At 43.3% G+C, this 19481-nt stretch carries 14 protein-coding genes and 1 pseudogene; 5 read left to right on the forward strand and 10 right to left on the reverse strand.

Features of this window, described 5'->3' with window-relative positions; genetic code table 11:
* The first annotated feature begins 18 nt into the window (after nucleotides 1-18).
* The 4 genes from msbA to kdsB are packed head-to-tail and all read left to right on the forward strand — an operon-like array spanning nucleotide 19 to nucleotide 3690.
* A complete protein-coding gene (gene msbA, locus AACQ75_RS12725) occupies nucleotides 19-1767 on the forward strand; it encodes a lipid A ABC transporter ATP-binding protein/permease MsbA (protein WP_170888757.1) in 1749 nt (582 codons plus the stop codon).
* 3 nt (nucleotides 1768-1770) lie between these two features.
* Nucleotides 1771-2778 (forward strand): tetraacyldisaccharide 4'-kinase, encoded by a 1008-nt coding sequence (gene lpxK / locus AACQ75_RS12730; protein ID WP_064625557.1) that lies wholly within the window; start codon nucleotides 1771-1773, stop codon nucleotides 2776-2778.
* On the forward strand, nucleotides 2759-2938 hold the full coding sequence (locus tag AACQ75_RS12735) for a Trm112 family protein (protein WP_013856535.1): 180 nt from the start codon (nucleotides 2759-2761) through the stop codon (nucleotides 2936-2938). Before lpxK ends, AACQ75_RS12735 begins: the two co-directional genes overlap by 20 nt.
* Nucleotides 2938-3690 (forward strand): 3-deoxy-manno-octulosonate cytidylyltransferase, encoded by a 753-nt coding sequence (gene kdsB / locus AACQ75_RS12740; RefSeq protein ID WP_017045182.1) that lies wholly within the window; start codon nucleotides 2938-2940, stop codon nucleotides 3688-3690. The genes AACQ75_RS12735 and kdsB overlap by 1 nt, the downstream gene beginning before the upstream one ends.
* 42 nt (nucleotides 3691-3732) lie before the next feature.
* On the opposite strand, the gene AACQ75_RS12745 is transcribed toward kdsB, so the two are convergent.
* The 7 genes from AACQ75_RS12745 to pflA all read right to left on the reverse strand — a co-directional run bounded on the left by AACQ75_RS12745 (nucleotide 3733) and on the right by pflA (nucleotide 11639).
* Nucleotides 3733-4251, reverse strand: a complete 519-nt coding sequence (locus AACQ75_RS12745; protein ID WP_129532589.1) for a cytochrome b — start codon at nucleotides 4249-4251, stop codon at nucleotides 3733-3735.
* A 165-nt stretch (nucleotides 4252-4416) separates the two neighbouring features.
* On the reverse strand, nucleotides 4417-5955 hold the full coding sequence (locus AACQ75_RS12750; RefSeq protein WP_013856538.1) for a SpoVR family protein: 1539 nt from the start codon (nucleotides 5953-5955) through the stop codon (nucleotides 4417-4419).
* A gap of 12 nt (nucleotides 5956-5967) precedes the next feature.
* On the reverse strand, nucleotides 5968-7239 hold the full coding sequence (locus AACQ75_RS12755; RefSeq protein WP_017042294.1) for a YeaH/YhbH family protein: 1272 nt from the start codon (nucleotides 7237-7239) through the stop codon (nucleotides 5968-5970).
* Between the two features lie 82 nt (nucleotides 7240-7321).
* Complete coding sequence (locus AACQ75_RS12760) at nucleotides 7322-9256, reverse strand: PrkA family serine protein kinase (protein ID WP_013856540.1); 1935 nt, start codon at nucleotides 9254-9256, stop codon at nucleotides 7322-7324.
* Nucleotides 9257-9544: 288 nt separating this feature from the next.
* Complete coding sequence (locus AACQ75_RS12765; protein WP_013856541.1) at nucleotides 9545-10045, reverse strand: YfbU family protein; 501 nt, start codon at nucleotides 10043-10045, stop codon at nucleotides 9545-9547.
* A gap of 123 nt (nucleotides 10046-10168) precedes the next feature.
* The gene (locus AACQ75_RS12770) at nucleotides 10169-10834 is read right to left on the reverse strand and encodes an energy-coupling factor ABC transporter permease (RefSeq protein ID WP_170888758.1); all 666 of its coding nucleotides are present in this window, start codon (nucleotides 10832-10834) and stop codon (nucleotides 10169-10171) included.
* Nucleotides 10835-10898: 64 nt separating this feature from the next.
* Nucleotides 10899-11639 carry a pyruvate formate lyase 1-activating protein gene (gene pflA / locus AACQ75_RS12775; RefSeq protein WP_013856543.1) on the reverse strand — a complete coding sequence of 247 codons (741 nt, stop codon included), beginning with the start codon at nucleotides 11637-11639 and terminating at the stop codon, nucleotides 10899-10901.
* A gap of 201 nt (nucleotides 11640-11840) precedes the next feature.
* Between pflA and AACQ75_RS12780 the strand changes: the two are divergent.
* A pseudogene (locus AACQ75_RS12780) lies at nucleotides 11841-13723 on the forward strand (methyl-accepting chemotaxis protein).
* 17 nt (nucleotides 13724-13740) lie between these two features.
* On the opposite strand, the gene AACQ75_RS12785 reads toward AACQ75_RS12780, so the two are convergent.
* The 3 genes from AACQ75_RS12785 to AACQ75_RS12795 form a co-directional block, all read right to left on the reverse strand.
* On the reverse strand, nucleotides 13741-14727 hold the full coding sequence (locus AACQ75_RS12785; RefSeq protein WP_170888759.1) for a lipid A deacylase LpxR family protein: 987 nt from the start codon (nucleotides 14725-14727) through the stop codon (nucleotides 13741-13743).
* A 201-nt stretch (nucleotides 14728-14928) separates the two neighbouring features.
* Nucleotides 14929-17205 carry a formate C-acetyltransferase gene (pflB, locus tag AACQ75_RS12790; protein ID WP_013856546.1) on the reverse strand — a complete coding sequence of 759 codons (2277 nt, stop codon included), beginning with the start codon at nucleotides 17203-17205 and terminating at the stop codon, nucleotides 14929-14931.
* Nucleotides 17206-17473: 268 nt separating this feature from the next.
* Nucleotides 17474-19015, reverse strand: coding sequence for a DUF3360 family protein (locus tag AACQ75_RS12795; RefSeq protein WP_094145333.1), 1542 nt, complete (start codon nucleotides 19013-19015; stop codon nucleotides 17474-17476).
* Nucleotides 19016-19481: the final 466 nt, after the last annotated feature.

Raw genomic sequence — 19481 nt, forward strand, 5'->3', positions numbered from 1 at the left:
TAAAAACAAAGCATTTCTATGTCACTCAATACTGACGAAACCACTTGGCAAACCTTCAAACGCCTGTGGACCTATATCCGCCTATATAAATCTGGCCTAGCAGTTGCCGTTGTCGCATTGATTATCAATGCGGTCTCTGACACCTATATGGTGTCATTACTTAAGCCTCTTCTAGATGAAGGATTTGGTAATGCGGAATCCGATTTCTTGCGAGTGCTGCCTTTTATTATTTTGGGGATGATGGCGCTGCGTGGTTTAAGTGGCTTTGTCTCCTCGTACTGCTTGAGCTGGGTTTCTGGCAATGTTGTGATGTTGATGCGTCGAAAAATCTTCAGTCAATTCATGCATATGCCTGTCAGTTTTTTTGATAGAGAATCAACAGGTGGCCTGTTATCACGTATCACCTATGATTCAGAGCAAGTGGCTGGGGCGACCAGTCGTGCATTGGTCAGCATTGTTCGCGAAGGTGCGAGTATCATCGGCCTATTGACCTTGATGTTTTGGAATAGCTGGCAGTTATCTTTGGTATTAATCGTGGTTGCGCCAGTGGTTGCGATGGGGATTGGTATTGTCTCTAAACGTTTTCGCAAGATCTCAAAAGGGATGCAGACCACCATGGGTGATGTGACCTCTTCAGCAGAGCAGATGCTAAAAGGGCACAAAGTCGTACTGAGCTATGGTGGACAAGACGTAGAGCGTAAACGTTTTGACCATGTCAGCAATCAAATGCGTCAACAAACAATGAAGCTGGTTGCTGCGCAGTCCACTGCTGACCCTATTATTCAAATGATTGCTTCTTTAGCACTTGTCACTGTGTTGTTTTTAGCCAGCGTTGATTCTATTCGTGCCGAATTAACACCAGGTACTTTTACGGTGGTATTCTCGGCAATGTTTGGCTTGATGCGACCACTGAAAGCGTTAACGAGTGTTACCTCCGATTTCCAACGTGGTATGGCGGCCAGCCAAACATTATTTGAGCTGATTGATTTAGAAACCGAGCGCGACACTGGTCAGTTTGAAGCCGAAAAAGTACGTGGTGACGTTAGAGTTCAGGATGTGACCTTTACTTATCAAGGTAAAGAAAAACCAGCGCTGTCTCATGTGAGCTTTGAAATCCCTCAAGGTAAAACTGTCGCACTTGTTGGGCGTTCCGGCTCAGGGAAAAGTACTATCGCGAGCCTCTTGACTCGTTTTTATGATGTCGATTCAGGTGCTATCTATCTAGATGATCATGATATTCGCGATTATAAACTGAAGAACTTGCGCACCCACTTTGCGCTGGTTTCGCAAAATGTTCACCTCTTCAACGATACCATTGCCAATAATATTGCTTACGCGGCAGAAAATGAGTTTACGCGTGAGCAAATTGAGCACGCAGCTAGGCTTGCTCATGCCATGGAGTTTATCAATAGCATGCCTGATGGCTTGGATACCATGATTGGTGAGAATGGAGCCAGTTTATCGGGTGGTCAACGTCAACGAGTAGCGATTGCACGAGCGTTATTACGTGATGCACCCGTACTTATCCTAGATGAGGCGACTTCGGCGTTGGATACAGAATCTGAGAGAGCGATTCAATCAGCACTTGAAGAGCTACAAAAGAATAAAACGGTATTGGTCATTGCGCACCGCTTGTCGACGATTGAAGAAGCCGATGAAATTCTAGTGGTCGATGAGGGTGAAATTATCGAACGTGGTCATCATGCTCAGTTAATTGCACAGGATGGGGCGTATGCCCAACTACATCGAATTCAATTTGGTGACTAATCAGTGATTGAAAAAATCTGGTTCGGACATCACCCAGCGTGTTTTTTGTTGTGGCCACTGTTGTGGCCCCTGAGTGTCTTGTTTCGGTTGGTCAGTCAAGCACGTAAGCGAGCATTTCAAGCGGACAAAAAAGAGCGCTATAAGGCTCCCGTTCCTGTGGTGGTGGTGGGTAATATTACCGCGGGTGGTAATGGTAAAACACCGTTGGTTGTATGGTTAGTGGAAGCTTTACAAGAACAAGGCTTCAAACCAGGAGTTGTTTCGCGTGGGTATGGTGGTAAGGCTCCGGTTTATCCATTAGTGCTGCAAAGTGATACGCCAACCGCTCACTGCGGTGACGAACCTAAATTGATTCACCAGCGCACGGGGGCTCCGGTTGCTGTTGCACCAAAGCGCTCACAAGCAGTGCAAGCCCTGCTTCCGTTGGGTGTTGATGTGATCATCACTGATGATGGCCTTCAGCACTATGCATTGGAGCGTGATCTCGAATTTGTAGTCGTGGACGGCGTTCGTCGCTTCGGTAATGAGCAGTTCATGCCTTTAGGTCCGTTAAGAGAGCCACTCTCTCGGTTAGCGGAAGTTGATTTTATTGTGACTAATGGCGGTCAAGCTCAATACGGCGAATTGGCTATGCATCTTTCACCTAGCTTAGCCGTTAACTTAGTGACAGGTCAGCAAGCGCCAGTGAGCCAGTTACCTGCATTAGTGGCTTTTGCTGGCATTGGTTATCCCACGCGCTTTTTTAATACATTAGAAGCTTTAGGTGCAAAGACGGTATTGACCCAAGGTTTTGCTGATCACCGAGAGTATCAATATTCAGAATTAGAGGCGCTTGCGCAACATGGAGCAAACGTCATCATGACAGAAAAAGACGCAGTGAAATGTGCGGCCTTTTCACAAGAAAACTGGTGGTATCTTCCCGTTTCTGCGCAATTTAGTTCGCCAGATGAAAGGCGTATTTTGGACAAAATAAAAGAGGTAATGGAGTCATATGGATCACCGTCTGCTTGAAATTGTAGCTTGCCCTGTATGTAAAAGTAAGTTGACTTATGATAAGGAAAATCAAGAGCTTATTTGTAAATTAGATCGTTTGGCCTACCCAATAAAAGAAGGGATTCCTGTGTTGCTTGAGCCAGAAGCGCGCAGCATGACGATGGATGAGGGGCGATAATGGCTTTCACCGTTGTTATCCCTGCTCGTTATCAGTCAACTCGCTTACCTGGCAAACCTTTGGCCGATATCGGCGGTAAACCCATGATTCAGTGGGTTTATGAGCAAGCGTTACAATCGGGAGCTGAGCAGGTCGTTATTGCTACTGATGATGCTCGTGTTGAAGCGGCTGTCCATGCGTTTGGTGGCAATGTTTGTATGACATCATCACATCACGAGTCCGGTACTGAGCGTTTAGCCGAAGTGGTGAAATTAATGGGCATTGCCGATCACCACATTATTGTTAACGTACAAGGTGATGAGCCACTCATTCCACCGAGCATCATCAAGCAGGTCGCTAACAATTTAGCCAACAGTAGCGCGCCGATGGCGACTTTAGCGGTTGAAATTACTGATCAAGCTGAAGTGTTTAACCCTAACGCGGTTAAAGTGGTAACAGATCAAGAGGGTTACGCGCTGTATTTCAGCCGTGCGACAATTCCTTGGGATAGAGACAATTTTGCAGCTGGTGGTCAAACGGTGATTCAGCCATTGCTACGTCATATTGGTATTTACGCTTATCGGGCTGGTTTCATCAATACTTATATCAACTGGCAACCCAGTGTACTTGAGAAAATTGAGTGTTTAGAGCAGCTTCGAGTACTGTGGTATGGTGAAAAAATTCACGTTGCCGTTGCTAAAGAAGCACCACCTGCAGGGGTAGATACACCAGAAGATTTAGAGTTAGTGAGAGCGATAGTAAGCCAACGTTAGCTAAAAAAGGAGCAATTATGCTCCTTTTTATCACCGAGTTAATTACGGTTTTATGCGTGCCATGACTTGATCTTTTACGATGAAGTGATGATAAAGAGCCGCTGCGATATGACCACCGATAACAGTCAATACAATCACCTGCATTACTTCACCGTGTAAAGTTTTCCCTATGTTATAAAGCCAATCACTCTTACCTATCAATGAGGGAATAGCATCGCCTGCCAGAGTTAATGTCCGACCTTTTCCAGCAAAACGAAGATAACCACTGATTGGAACAAGCAATGTAAGGAGGTAAAGGGCAGCATGCGCTCCATATAGCAGCTTCTGCATAAGGTCACTTTCATACACTGGCTCTGGTGCTGTTGTGCTTAGTTTTACGGCTAAACGAATCATCGATAATCCAAAAACAGCGACTCCAAACCATGCATGTAAGTTCAGCCATAACACTCGCATTTCGCTACCTTTATCGGAGAATGAACGAAATGAATCGCTTAAAAACAGCAATACGAACAGTAATGCTATAACCCAGTGTATAGCGATGATGATTTTGTTGTGCTTCATTAGTTAAATACCCTTATGAATATTGGTGATTTTATTTAAGCAAATATTTAATGAATGAAATGTGAACAAAGCTGTAAGGATGTATTACAAATATTTTTTAATAAAAAATGCGCAACGAATGAGGTCGCGCATTATGAAGTCGATATTTAAGGTAACGACTTGTTCTTATGTGTCACGTTCGCCGTGTGGTGGGCAAGTCGCTAAAATTTCACGTCGGCCACTCTCTTTGACTTCCTCTAAAATGACATCAAACCCCCATAAACGGTAAAGGTGTTTTAGTACCTCATGACAGCTTTGATCTAAAGGAATTCTATCGTGTGGAACGTGTTGAAGCGTCAGTGAACGATCACCACGTACATCCACGTTATAAACTTGAATATTCGGTTCTAAATTACTGAGATTGTACTGTGCCGCAAGCTTTTCACGGATGGCGTGATAGCCAATATCATCGTGAATGGCACTAACTTCAATAAAATTTTTGCGATCGTCATCCACAATGGCAAACAGCTTGAAATCGCGCATTACTTTAGGTGAAAGATACTGGCTAATGAAGCTCTCGTCCTTAAAGTTGTGCATAGCAAAATGAAGCGCATCTAACCATTCTGTGCCAGCAAGCTCAGGAAACCATTCCCTATCTTCATCGGTTGGCTCTTCACAAATACGTTTAATATCTCGGAACATAGCAAAGCCAAGTGCATATGGATTGATGCCACTAAAATAGGGGCTGTTGTAAGAAGGTTGTGCGACGACACTGGTGTGGCTGTGTAGAAACTCAAGAATGAATTTCTCAGAAACAAAACCTTCATCATAAAGGTGATTCAAGATAGTGTAGTGCCAGAATGTGGCCCAGCCTTCATTCATCACTTGCGTCTGTTTTTGTGGGTAAAAATATTGGCTTATTTTCCTCACAATACGAACGATCTCCCGTTGCCATGGCTCAAGCAGTGGCGCATGTTTCTCAATGAAATAAAGAATGTTTTCTTGTGGCTCACTTGGAAAACGAACTTTAAGATCTTCTTCTTTGGTTTTTGCTTTGGGCACGGTGCGCCACAGTTCATTAACTTGTGATTGTAGATAAGCTTCGCGCTCTTCTTGACGTGCTTTTTCTTCTGCTATCGATATTTTTTCAGGTCGTTTATAGCGGTCAACACCATAATTCATTAACGCGTGGCATGAGTCGAGCAGCGATTCGACTTCGGGTACGCCATATTTTTCTTCGCATTCTGAAATGTAGTTTTTGGCAAACAAGAGATAGTCAATGATAGAACTCGCATCCGTCCAAGTTTGGAAAAGGTAGTTGCCTTTGAAAAACGAGTTGTGACCATAGCAAGCGTGCGCCATCACTAAGGCTTGCATAGTGACGGTGTTTTCTTCCATTAAATAGGCAATGCATGGGTCTGAGTTAATAACGATCTCATACGCGAGCCCCATTTGGCCATGTTTGTAACCTTGTTCCGTTTGAATAAATTTTTTGCCAAATGACCAGTGGCTGTAATTAATCGGCATGCCAATGCTGGAGTAGGCATCCATCATCTGCTCGGAGGTAATAACTTCAATTTGATTGGGGTAAGTATCGAGACGATAAAACTCAGCTACCCGGCGTATTTCAGTATGGTATTTCTCCAAAAGCTCAAACGTCCAGTCAGGCCCGTCTGGTAACAATTTGCTCTTGCGTTTTGAAGTACCTTTCGCTTTTGTTGTCATTAGTATGCCTCCCTAAGCTGTTTCCTTTTGGAATAGCTCCCTAAATACAGGGAATATGTCATCCACGGTGCGAATGTTTTTAATCGCAAAATTGCCAAATGAGGGTTGTAATTTTTCGTACTCGTGCCACAAGGTTTGGTGTGAGCGACGAGTGATTTCAATATAAGCGTAATACTGGCAATATGGCAGAAGCTTATTGGTGAGGAGTTCTTTACAACGAGGCGAATCATCAGCCCAGTTATCACCATCGGATGCTTGAGCTGCGTAGATATTCCATTCGCCGAGAGGGTAGCGTTGTTCAATGATTTCATGCATTAATTTCAGTGCGCTAGAAACAATCGTGCCGCCGGTCTCTTGAGAGTAGAAGAACTCGTGCTCATCCACCTCTTTGGCTTGCGTATGGTGACGAATAAACACCACTTCGACATTTTCATAAGTGCGAGTTAAAAATAGATACAGCAACACGTAAAAACGTTTGGCAATATCTTTAGTCGCTTGATCCATTGAACCCGACACATCCATTAAGCAGAACATAACAGCTTGGCTCGATGGAATGGGGCGTTTTTCAAAGTTTTTGAAACGTAGGTCAAACGTATCAATAAACGGCACACTTTCAATTTTTTTACGCAACGCTTCGATTTCTTGCTTAAGTCGCTTCTCTTCTAATACTTGAGCGGGCTCTCTATTTTGAATGCGCAGTAACTCTTCTTCTAATTCCCCCATTAAACGACGTTTTCCCGCTGTCATTGCGGTGCGGCGAGCCAGTGATTGTTGCAAAGAGCGAACTACAGCAATGTTCGACGGTACACCTGCCGTTTTGAAACCCGCGCGATGAGTTTTCCATTCTGTAATTTTATTGATTTGATTTTTTTCTAGATTAGGCAATTCCAGATCTTCAAACAGTAGATCAAGATATTCATCTTTAGAGATTTGGAAAATAAATTCATCTTGGCCTTCGCCATCAGCACTCGCATCACCTTGTCCTGAACCATTGCCTTGTCCGCCACCTTTAGGTCTCTCAATTTTATCACCAGTAATAAACTGGTCATTACCCGGGTGAACTCGTTCTTTTAGGCCGCCTTTTCCTTGATGAAACACGGGTTCTTTGATGTCGTGATTTGGGATCGACACATCTTCGCCAGACTCGGTGTTGGTGATGGAGCGACGATTCACTGCGTCTGCAACAGATTCTTTGATCTGCTCTTTATGACGGCGTAAAAAGCGTTGTCTATTGACCGCGCTTTTGTTTTTACCGTTCAATCTTCTATCGATAAATTGCGCCATGAGTATCCCCTTGAAAACGTCACCTTTACGTTAGCCATTGTTCGTATGGCTAACGCATGTACAGGTTTTGGTTTGCTTGAAGTTAAGAAGATTTACGGACGCGTAAATACCACTCAGACAACAGCCTTACTTGCTTTTCTGTATAACCTTTCTCCATCATACGAGCGACAAAATCGTCGTGTTTTTTCTGATCATCCGATGAGGTTTTGGCATTAAAAGAGATAACAGGAAGTAGCTCTTCGGTATTTGAGAACATTTTTTTCTCAATGACGGTACGCAGTTTTTCGTAACTGGTCCAAACCGGATTTTGTCCATTGTTGTGCGCTTTCGCACGCAGTACAAAATTGACGATTTCATTTCGGAAATCTTTCGGGTTACTAATGCCTGCTGTTTTCTCGATTTTTTCTAACTCGTTATTGAGCGATGAACGATCGAAAAGTTGGCCAGTTTCAGGATCACGATACTCTTGGTCTTGGATCCAGAAATCAGCATAAGTAACGTAGCGGTCAAAAATATTTTGACCATATTCAGAATAAGATTCCAAATAAGCAGTTTGAATCTCTTTACCAATGAACTCGACATAACGAGGCACTAAGTAGCCTTTTAAAAACTCCATATATCGTTCAGCGATTTCTTGAGGGAACTGCTCGCGTTCAACTTGCTGTTCGATGACATAGAACAGATGAACGGGGTTAGCCGCAACTTCCGTTTGGTCAAAGTTGAATACGCGCGACAGTATTTTAAAGGCAAAGCGAGTCGATAAACCGGACATCCCTTCGTCAACACCTGCGTAGTCACGATACTCTTGATAGCTTTTTGCTTTTGGATCGGTATCTTTTAGCGTTTCACCATCGTAGACGCGCATTTTGGAGAAGAGTGACGAGTTTTCCGGCACTTTTAGGCGCGAGAGGATACTAAATTGACCAAGTAATTCTAGTGTGCTTGGTGAGCATGGCGCTTTGGATAGTTCGCTGTGTTCAAGCAGTTTTTGGTAAATTTTCACTTCTTCCGAGACGCGTAAACAGTAAGGGACTTTAACGATATAAACCCGGTCCAAAAACGCTTCGTTGTTTTTGTTGTTACGGAATGTCTGCCACTCTGATTCGTTTGAGTGCGCTAAAATCATGCCATCAAAGGGTAGGGCGGATAACCCTTCTGTCCCGTTGAAGTTTCCTTCTTGCGTGGCGGTTAAGAGTGGGTGAAGCACCTTAATTGGCGCTTTGAACATCTCAACAAACTCCATTAACCCTTGGTTGGCTTTACAGAGTGCACCGGAATAGCTATATGCATCGGGGTCATCTTGCGAGAAATGCTCGAGTTTTCGAATATCCACTTTCCCAACCAGTGACGAAATGTCTTGGTTGTTTTCATCACCGGGCTCTGTTTTTGCGACGGCAATTTGATCGAGAATTGAAGGTCGTACTTTGACGACTTTGAATTTGGAAATATCGCCACCAAACTCGTGTAAGCGTTTGGCCGCCCAAGGTGATGTAATTGAGCGTAAATAGCGTTTTTCTATCCCATATTCCTGCTTGAGGATTTCGCCATCTTCAACCACATCAAACAGACAAAATGGGTGGTCATTGACTGGGCTACGAACGCCATTTGCAGACAAAACATAAATAGGCATTTGTTGCATTAAAGCTTTGAGTTTCTCCGCCAGTGAAGATTTACCGCCACCAACTGGACCGAGTAGATAGAGAATTTGTTTTCTTTCTTCTAAACCTTGGGCAGCGTGTTTGAGGTAGGAAACAATCTGTTCTATGGCTTCTTCCATGCCATAGAAATCCTCAAAAGTTTTATAACGAGAAATCACCCGGTTAGAGAAAATGCGACTCAATCGGGGGTGTTTTGCTGTGTCTATCAGCTCAGGCTCACCAATCGCCATTAACAGCCGCTCTGCTGCATTGGCATAAGCACTTTTATCTTCTTTACACAGAGCTAAAAACTCTTGCAGTGATAGCTCTTCATCCTTGGCGGCTTCATAGCGTGCCTGAAAGTGGTCAAAAATACTCATAGTGAATTCCCCTCTGAAAACTGTCTAACTGACAACACCGCTTAAAAACACAAATTAATAACAATTTAAGACTAGTCCGAGTTTGACAATTTTGCTTAACAATTATGTGTTTATTTAAATTTCGTGACAGTAATAACGTCGATCAGGTTGAACTATTTAGTGTGTGAATATCAAGAGTTCGAGGGATAAGTTGGTGTTGGAGTTAATAACTGCGAGGGGGAATGTAAAAAAGACGCAGTGTCTGCGTCTTTTCATCTTTCGTCAGCCTACCTTGCTAGGTATTAAAATTTAGGCATTAAAAATTTGTGTAAATTCTGCGGTTGACAAATGGTATTGGCGAGGACAATTACGCCAAGCCGTTAACATGCGACGATATTTATCTGACATTGGCATTTGGCTGTTGAAGTGGTGATCGGCTTTATCAAATTGTGGGTAAAGCCCTTCAGACTCAACCAAGAAACGCACGTAATGAACGCGTTGTGACTCTTTAGCGATATCAAACCCTAAAAAGTGCAGGCGGCGCTGATCCACATTTTTGCTTTCTGCATCGGAGAGCATTTTGTGTGATTCTTGCATAGCGTGATACATCTCCATGATGTCGATCACTTCGCGGCACTCCGCTTCGGTCAAGCAGCCAAATTCTTTGTTGAGTTCTCGCATTTGCAGTTCATAACCACGTTCTACAATGGTTTGTAACCGCTTGTATTTTTTGGCGTTGTTGGGATCCATCTGTGACATCAAAAAATACTGATTAGATAGAATCAGTCGTTGAGCGTTGGTCATTTCCATGGAGGTAGCCTCACTAAATTTTATGTTCTATTTGATGGCATAAGGTTAACAGCAATTATCGACAATGAAACATGATCTCAACACGGATTTAATATGGAAAGCATAAAATGTGTGCAATTCTTGTTACTTTTTGTGTAAGTGGTTATAGATATAATCTTTGTCGGAAAAGACACGCAACCATTCTGGCTTAAATACGGATAGTATCGCTAACGCCATACCATTGAGCAGCCCTTCTGGGAAAGCGAGTAAAGGAACAAAAATTAGGTAATTATCGCGGATGACTTGCCAGTCATGTTGCCCAAGAAGCAATTGATAAGCGGTGTTAATGGCCAAATGCAGGCTACCCGTCAGGCCGCCATTTAAAAAACCAGCCACAAAAATAAACACAAAAATATTGCGCGGTAGATAATGATAACTCAAAGCAAACAAAGCATAACTAACTAGGATTGGCAGTAGCGATGATAGTAGTAAGTATTCGGGGATGTTAAAGAAGGTCAGTTTACCGACCACCGCCAGTGCAAATGTAACAGGAATAGTTATAACAAATGCGCAACGCCAGCCAAACATCATCGTGAGGGTTGTTAAACCGAGAAAATGGATAGGCAATCCTTCGGTCACTCCGGCTTGAGCTAACCACAAAAGAAAAAGTGCAAAAGAGGCAAAATAGGTGAGATGCTGAAAGGATTTCTCGGCCTTAAACTTTGTCCAAAATGAGTATTTAAAATCGCGAAGGGTCGTTAACCCAACAAGTAGCAGGAGCAATAGCACCGCAAGTTGTTCCAGCTGCATGGCTAGCCTCTCTATAAAAATGCCAGCATTATGCTGGCATTTTTATGGTTATTAAATCAAGCAATCAATATTTTATGTTTGAGTGATACTGAGCTAAGATCCCAACGATTTTGTCCATGGTCTCTTTTGACGGCGGATTCACACCTTCTAATGGGTATTCTAGCCCCATTGCTTCCCATTTATGAGCGCCCAATTTGTGATAAGGCAACAGCTCTACTTTTTCGATGTTATCCATATCTTTAATAAAATCACCAAGCATATGAGCCGCTTCTTCGTCATCAGTGTAGCCAGGAACAATCACATAACGGATCCACGTTTTTTTACCTATGGTGTGTAAGTAGCGCGCGAAATCTAAGGTTCGCTTATTCGACACACCAATAAAATCATGGTGGATCTCATCTTTCATGTGTTTGATGTCTAACATCACTAAATCAGTGGCATCGAGTACTTCATCAATCACGTCTGTGTGTTTGCGAATATAACCGTTGGTATCTAAGCAGGTGTGAATGCCCTCAGCTTGCGCTGCGCGGAATAAATCACGAACAAATTCAGGTTGAAGCATAGCTTCACCGCCTGAACAGGTAATTCCGCCGCCAGAGGCTTTCATAAAATGGCGATAAGATTTTGCTTCGGTAATGATTTCTTCAACAGTCACTTCCTTGCCTTCATGGGTGTCCCATGTGTCACGATTATGACAATACATACAACGCATTAGGCAGCCTTGCATAAAAACAATGAAGCGAATTCCAGGGCCATCTACCGTGCCACAAGACTCAAAAGAATGAATACGACCAGTTGTTGACATCAGTTCATCTCGAATAGGTTATTTGCCCGTTATTTTATTACAAATGGTAGGGATTAAGTAGGGTTAATGTGCAATTGCCGCCGCATATCCTAAACCATATGTTGTGGCTCAAAATGAGTGTCATGAAATTCTGCACATTGACTACACTGTATAGAAATAAGAACTCGTTGAATGCGATAGGGTTTAAATAAGGAATAGTTCATGGATGTACAGTTTTCTCAAAAGCAAAAAATCAGTCTATTTTTAGTTATCCTTTGTGTTGGTTTTTTAGGTTTAGGGATTTATACCGCAAAGAGCTTGATGGGAATGGATGAACAGTATCGCTCCAGTGGCGAAGTGGCATCCGGTTCTGTGGCGATATTTACTACTCAAGCAAATTTGTTGTCGCTTGCATCAGAGCTAAACAACATGCAAGGCAATCAGGTCAACTCGATTTTGAATAAATTGGATCAGTTGATGGAAGAGGTGAATGCTAATGTTGCTTTCCTGCAAAAGACCAATTTTGCTCAAGAAGGGGAAGTGTTGCTCAAGGCGGCCAAACAATTTGACCAATTTTTGCGTCCTTGGTTGCAAGTGAAATCAGAAGTGGGTTTCAACGTTAACGAAGGTAAGCTGGGTGAGCTGAAAACGTTGGCCACCACGATAGAGAAAAAGATAGATGAGACGGGGATGGTTACAATCAACTCGGATTTTCAAGCCATGGTTAAGGCGCAGCAAAATTATTTATTAGAACCCACGGAGCAAAACTTAAAACTGTTTAATCGTGCTATGGCCAGTTTCGTCAATATGTCTGATTCTTATTCGATGTTGGATCTGTATGAAAAAGAGATACAACAATTTAAACAGGCTTTTTTACGTGTGAGTGAACTGTCTCAGCAATTGCAAGTGATGGAGAAACAAAGAGGCGATACAGAGGCGCAAGTTAAGTCGGTGATTCAAGATATTTCAACCAAGCTTTCCGCGTTGAGTGAGCAATATCAGTTGGCCGCAAAAACGACCGCATCGCAAACACAGTGGTCTGTATTGGCGGCCTGTGCGTTACTTGCCATATTGACCATTGCTATTTTCCTTACCTTTAGTTTTTCTCTTTCTCGTTCTTTGTCGCAAACAATTCACGTGTTGAACAATATCTCGCGTGGCGATTTGTCACGCCGTATGCCGATGACGAATAACGAAAAGGACGAATTCAATCAACTGGCATTGGCCATTAACCAAAGCTGTGAAAATTTAGGGAAATTGGTGAGTGGTGTGCAGAAAAGCAGTGAAGCCTTGTCTGGTGATGCCGCGTCACTGAATGTTGGATTAGACACTTTGGTGACAAATCAATCTGACGTTTTGGGACAAACGCAATTATTGGCATCGGCCACAGAAGAGGTCAGCGTGACGACCCAAGAAGTCTCCAACTCATTGGAGTTTGTTGCGGAACTCAGCAAATCTTCTATGCAAAGCGCAGAAGAGGGAGGAAAAGTGATTTCCGTTGCTATTACGTCACTGGTTGAGGTTGGTAAAATCCTAAGCTCGGCCGCAGGCCACATTCATCAACTTGAACAAGCTTCTGCAAAAGTAGACTCGGTGATGGACATCATTAATGGTATTGTATTGCCGAGCAGACTAACTTATTGGCACTCAATGCCGCAATTGAAGCGGCGAGAGCGGGAGAGCAAGGTCGTGGCTTTGCTGTTGTCGCTGATGAAGTTCGAAGTTTAGCAGTAAGAACGGTCAATGCCGTGGCCGAAATTTCCGGCACTATTGATACTATGCAAAAGGAAAGTGCGGAAGTAATCACTTATATTGCGCAATCTGAGCAGTCTATGCAGAGTGGGCAAGAGAAAGGTAATGAGGCGATACAGGCCATCGCGCAAATTATCAAAAAAGCAGATGAAGCGGCGAATAAAACAGAAGCCATTTTTGCATCGATTCGAGATTTGGCGACGACTAGCCATTCAATGGCAGATAATATGATACAAATATCTCGAGCCATGAAAGCCTTGGAAGAGAACAATGAACAGTTAAGAGCAACCAGCCAGATTGTGGATAAACGCTCTAGCAGCCTAAGTGTAGACTGCCAAAGTTTCACCATATAATTTCAGTTTGCTAAACGTTAGAAAAAAGCAAAAAGAGAAATATTACCGACACCGTGAATGGAGTTTTTGTCTTCCTTATACTCAGGTGTGTTTGCGGTGAACGTTAAACTCGCACCGACTTGTTGAATATACCAAGCCGCACCAACTACGGCGGTCGCCTGAAGATTTTCCAAGTTAACTTGGTAATATTCAGATGGGTGATCCAATCCGTTTAAAGGCCTATCTCCTTCGATGGTAATGTCATTGAAGCGATAGCGTCCTTCTACACCTCCGAATAGAAACCATCCAGTATCCGAGGCACCAATCATCCCTGCCGAGAAAGGGTTTTCTGCACTGATTTGAGCACTGCCAAAGTTACCCGCAAGATCGGTCCCCCAACGCATCATAAAACCTGTGGAGAGATCACTGCGAAAGTTACCTACATTGACCTCTGAAACGTTGGAAAGCTCAACGTCAGTTCCTGCATAGCTGCGGTATCGTGTCAGATTAAAGTGAGATAGATAACCCACGCTGCCGACGATTTTTTCCTCTACTTGGTAGGCCCAACCATTGGGTTCGTCAGATTTAGTGATGCTGTGCACTAACTTTTGCGCTTTCTCAGAAAGCGCAGCATCTCCGGTGGTTCCAATGGTTAAATTTGCCCGCGTGGCTTGTTGGGGATGCAAACTAATATAGTTAAGCTCGGTGTGTAAATACCCAGCGTAAGGTCGTTCGTTCGGCTCTGGTTTGGTAAGAGAAATCTCCGAAGGAGTCCACATTTTGTGGCCAATGCTGATCTCCCATTTGTCCAATGGGGCCGCTCCCCAAACCGAAAGGCTGAGTGGTTTAGCCCACCAATATGGATCAATCGCCCCTGAGGTGTAGCTTAAAAATAAACCATTGGTGTAGTCGCGATCTACGCCAAATACGCCATCGTTATCGAGGTTAAAAGCAACCGTTGCGTGTTGAGAGGCCAGCGCAGAAGCACTGAGTAACGTCAATGGAAGAATGTGAAATAGCTTCATACGAACACTGCAGAGTATAGACAAGCCCTAATCATATAGGAAAGATGCGCTATTCAGTTGATAAATAGGCAGTTGAATCAAAATAAATGTGGTAAGCGTAACATTTGTGGTCGATGCATTGCGCATTTTTGATTTCTGAGTATAAAAAAAGCCCCACTCATCGAGCAGGGCTTAACTATTTTGCTAGTAATTTAACTGAAATTATAGAGATTCAGTGAAAGTACGTGCAATAACGTCAGCTTGTTGTTCAGCAGTCAGTGAGTTAAAACGCACAGCATAGCCAGATACACGAATGGTTAGCTGAGGGTATTTCTCAGGGTGTTTAACCGCATCTTCTAAAGTTTCGCGATTAAGCACGTTCACGTTTAGGTGTTGGCCACCCTCAATGCCTGCTTCATGGTGGAAGTAACCATCCATCAGGCCAGCAAGGTTTGCACGTTGACTTGCTTCTTCTTTGCCTAACGCATTTGGAACGATAGAGAAAGTATAAGAAATACCATCTTGTGCATCAGCAAACGGTAGTTTCGCTACTGAAGTCAATGATGCTACTGCACCTTTTTCGTCACGGCCATGCATTGGGTTTGCACCCGGTGCGAAAGGCATACCAGCACGACGACCATCAGGTGTGTTACCTGTTTTCTTACCATATACCACGTTTGAAGTGATAGTTAGGATAGACTGAGTTGGAATTGCATCACGGTACATCTTAAGTTTACGGATTTTGCCCATAAACGTAGAAACAAGTTGGCATGCGATGTCATCAACGCGGGCGTCATTGTTACCAAATTTAGGATAATCACCTTCGATTTCGAAATCGATCGCTAGGCCATCTTCGTCACGAATTGGCTTAACTTTTGCGTATTTGATTGCAGATAGAGAGTCAGCAGCAACAGACAGGCCAGCAATACCACATGCCATCGTACGTTTAACGTCACGATCATGCAGTGCCATTAGCGCTGCTTCATAGCTGTATTTGTCGTGCATGTAGTGAATGCTGTTTAGTGCGGTCACATATTGCTTCGCCAACCAATCCATGAAGTGGTCCATTTTTGCCCACAGTTCGTCATAGTCAAGATACTCACCTGCGATCTTGTCCATTTTAGGACCAACTTGGATTTTCAACTTCTCATCAATACCACCATTGATGGTGTAAAGCATGGTTTTAGCAAGGTTTGCACGCGCTCCGAAGAACTGCATTTGTTTACCTACAACCATTGGCGATACACAACATGCGATAGCATAGTCGTCAGAGTTCATGTCTGGACGCATTAAATCATCGTTTTCGTACTGGATAGATGAAGTATCGATAGATACTTTTGCACAGAAACGTTTAAAGCCGTCAGGTAGCTGCTCAGACCAAAGTACAGTGATGTTTGGCTCTGGAGAAGGACCCATAGTGTATAGGCTGTTTAGGAAACGGAAGTTAGAACGCGTAACGAGTGTACGACCGTCAAGACCCATACCACCCATTGATTCTGTTGCCCAAATTGGGTCGCCAGAGAATAGTTCATCGTATTCAGGAGTACGTAGGAAACGAACCATACGCAGCTTCATTACGAAGTGGTCGATCATTTCTTGAGCTTGTACTTCAGTGATTTTACCCGCTTCTAGATCACGTTGGATGAAGATATCTAGGAAAGTCGAAGTACGACCTAGCGACATTGCCGCACCGTTTTGTGATTTAACAGCAGCTAGATAGCCGAAGTAAGTCCACTGGATAGCTTCTTGTGCAGTTTCTGCTGGGCGAGAGATGTCAAAACCGTATTTTTCAGCCATTTTTTTCATTTGGCCAAGTGCGCGGTGTTGTTCTGCAATTTCTTCACGAAGTTGCATCGTTGCCGTTAGATCTTCGCCGTTCTCAAAACGCTCTTGTAGAGAAGTGAATTGAGCAAGCTTATCCTTCATTAGGAAATCAATACCGTAAAGTGCTACGCGACGGTAGTCACCAATGATACGGCCACGACCATAAGCATCAGGAAGGCCCGTCAGAACACCAGACTTACGACACGCTAGGATATCAGGAGTGTAGATATCGAAAACGCCAGCGTTGTGAGTTTTACGGTATTCTGAGTAGATTTTTGAAATCATAGGGTCAAGAGTTCTACCGTATGCTTTGCAAGAACCTTCAACCATACGCACACCACCGTTAGGGATGATAGCGCGCTTAAGTGGTTTCTCAGTTTGTAGACCAACGATAGTTTCAAGATCTTTTTCGATGTAGCCTGCATCGTGAGCAGTGATGGTAGAAATAACGTCAGTATCGAAATCGACAGGGGCCTTAGTCGCGTTTTCCTGTTTGATACCTTCCATTACTTTAGCCCAAAGCTTGTTTGTCGCTTCAGTACCTTCAGAAACTAGGAAAGATTCGTCACCTTCATACGGCGTATAGTTCTTTTGAATAAAATCACGAACGTTAACTTCGTTTTGCCACTCACCTGCAACAAAACTTTCCCAAGCTTTAGCAAATTGCTCTGCCATGACATACCTACCTTTTTAGTAGAAAAAACACGTACCGTCTTCACCGTTGAGCCAGTTATCCTCGAAAGGAGCAGTACACTCTATTAATACAATATCTATATTCACACTATTCAATTATCTGAATATAGATATTGTGCTTTTAAGCCTTGAATGCAAGATTAGACTAAAATTTTTTTGCAAACCTTAAACTAAATCAATAAAAGTTAAATTTTTCAAATAAAGTTTGGGTAGTGCGAGCACTACCCAAATTCGTATTAGTCCAAGCTCATTATAGCCAAGCTTTTAAACCGTATTGGTTTTCAAGCATACCAACCGCAAGCATAGCAATTAAACAGATGATCAGCACACCACCTGGAATGATGATTTTGTCGATAAAAGACAGCTTTGATGCACGTTCTTTGTCGCCAATTAGGCCATTGTTATCGAGTAGCATGGTCAATGCCCACGCTAGAACAGGGTTCACCACAGCGCTACCAAAGATACAAATGCCCGCTGCTTGTGAATCTTTTGTGTTTCTTACCATTTGCATACCCGCTTCTAGTAAAGGAAGAAATACCCCTACTAATAGAGCAATACGCATTACTGGAGGCCAAACCGCTACGTCCATAGGGAAGCCAAGGATAGCAATAGTCATGACCAATAAACCTAAGATGATGGCACCACCAGGAATTGGGCGTTTAGCAATCGCCGCTGGGATCATATACGTTCCCCATGACGATGTGATATTACCACCACCAAGCGCTGTACCTACCATTTGACGAATTGAACACATGGTCATTGTGTCATCAACATCCATCAGTACTTTTTCAGTTCTCTTCGGATAGTTCAATTCTTGGAAAATTCGGTGACCAAGGAAATCTGGTGACCACATCGCAACGGCCAAAATAGCAAAGGGCAATGAGGCGATAAAGTGTTCTACTGTTGGCAAACCAAGCATCCAACCTTCAGTGGTTGAGCCCCACCAGTAAACAGGATTAAGGTTAGGTAAGCCCATTTGAGTTTCAAATTGAAGATCAAAGCCAGTACCGAATAAAAGCGCAATCGCAAGCCCTGTCATTGCACAGACAGGAATTGCTAACCAACGCATGTTGATTTTTGCAAGAAATGCATACAGCACAATATTGACACCTAAAACCACTAGGCCAACGTAACCTAAGCTGCCTGCGGCGACATCGACCGATTGCAAACTGGTAGCCCAAGTTTGGATAGAACCAATTTGGCTCATTGTGCCGGTAAAGCCGAGGAAGATAAGCAACCCGCCTGCGGTTCCCTCGGAGGTTAGATTGACCAGTTTCGAGCCTCCTTTAAAGTAACTTAAGAGAAGACCAAAAACGCCAAGCAAAATTGCCAATGCCAAAGGGTGTGCGCCGGCTAATGCGATTGAGCCGATAAGAGGGATCATTGGGCCATGGTTGCCAGCTAAGTTGGCTTTTGGGTTTAAGAAGCCAGAGGCAATAACACAGAAGAAGAGGGCAGGAAATAACATCTCTACACGTGCAACTTCAATCGCGAAGTCTTTACCTAGATGGATGTGATCCCATGCTTGGGTTAGGCCATCAGCCCAAGACATCATTACCGCTGAGTACATGGCGATAATGCCGATTGTGCCCGCGATGGCTGGTACAAAATCTTCAAGTTCAAAACGGAAGTCACGACCAGGTAAGTTCAAACCAAAGCGACGGGGCTTCATGATTTGCAGTTCGTGGTCTAGGTAATCTGAACGGCTTGCAAACTCAGATGCTGGACGATGCAGCTCTTTATAGCTTTTCGTCTCGATTTCTGAGCGCTCATTGTTGACTACGTCTGGCATAGATTCCTCATATTTTTAAAAGTTAGTAATTCGTACTGAATCCTAGTAATCCGCGAAGAAGCGGTAATATTTTTAATTGAATATGTAGCACATCTCATATGTGCTTGCATAACAACAACTAAAAAAGAGAGTGTGGTTATTTATACAACCTTATCTTTGCTCGCGAGTTTAGCTTGCTTATCCTTTAGGGTGATTGATCTTGATCACTTTAAGAATAAATGTGAAAGAAAACTACAGCAGCCTAATGAAAACGGGGGGTTGAGCCGTTACTTGCTTGAAATAAGTTTTCACATTGTGATGTTTGTAAAAGAGTTTCAATGATATTAATGACCTTAAATATCTTATGAATCTAGGTGTACTTTATACATGAATAGGTTGTCTATTTTTAAGTAAATGTTAATGAAATGAGTTAACTGTTAATTGCTTGATGTGCCATTTATATGCGCCATACGGAGAAGTATTGGCT

This window comes from Vibrio sp. B1-2, assembly GCF_963888445.1.
Lineage (GTDB): Bacteria > Pseudomonadota > Gammaproteobacteria > Enterobacterales > Vibrionaceae > Vibrio > Vibrio anguillarum.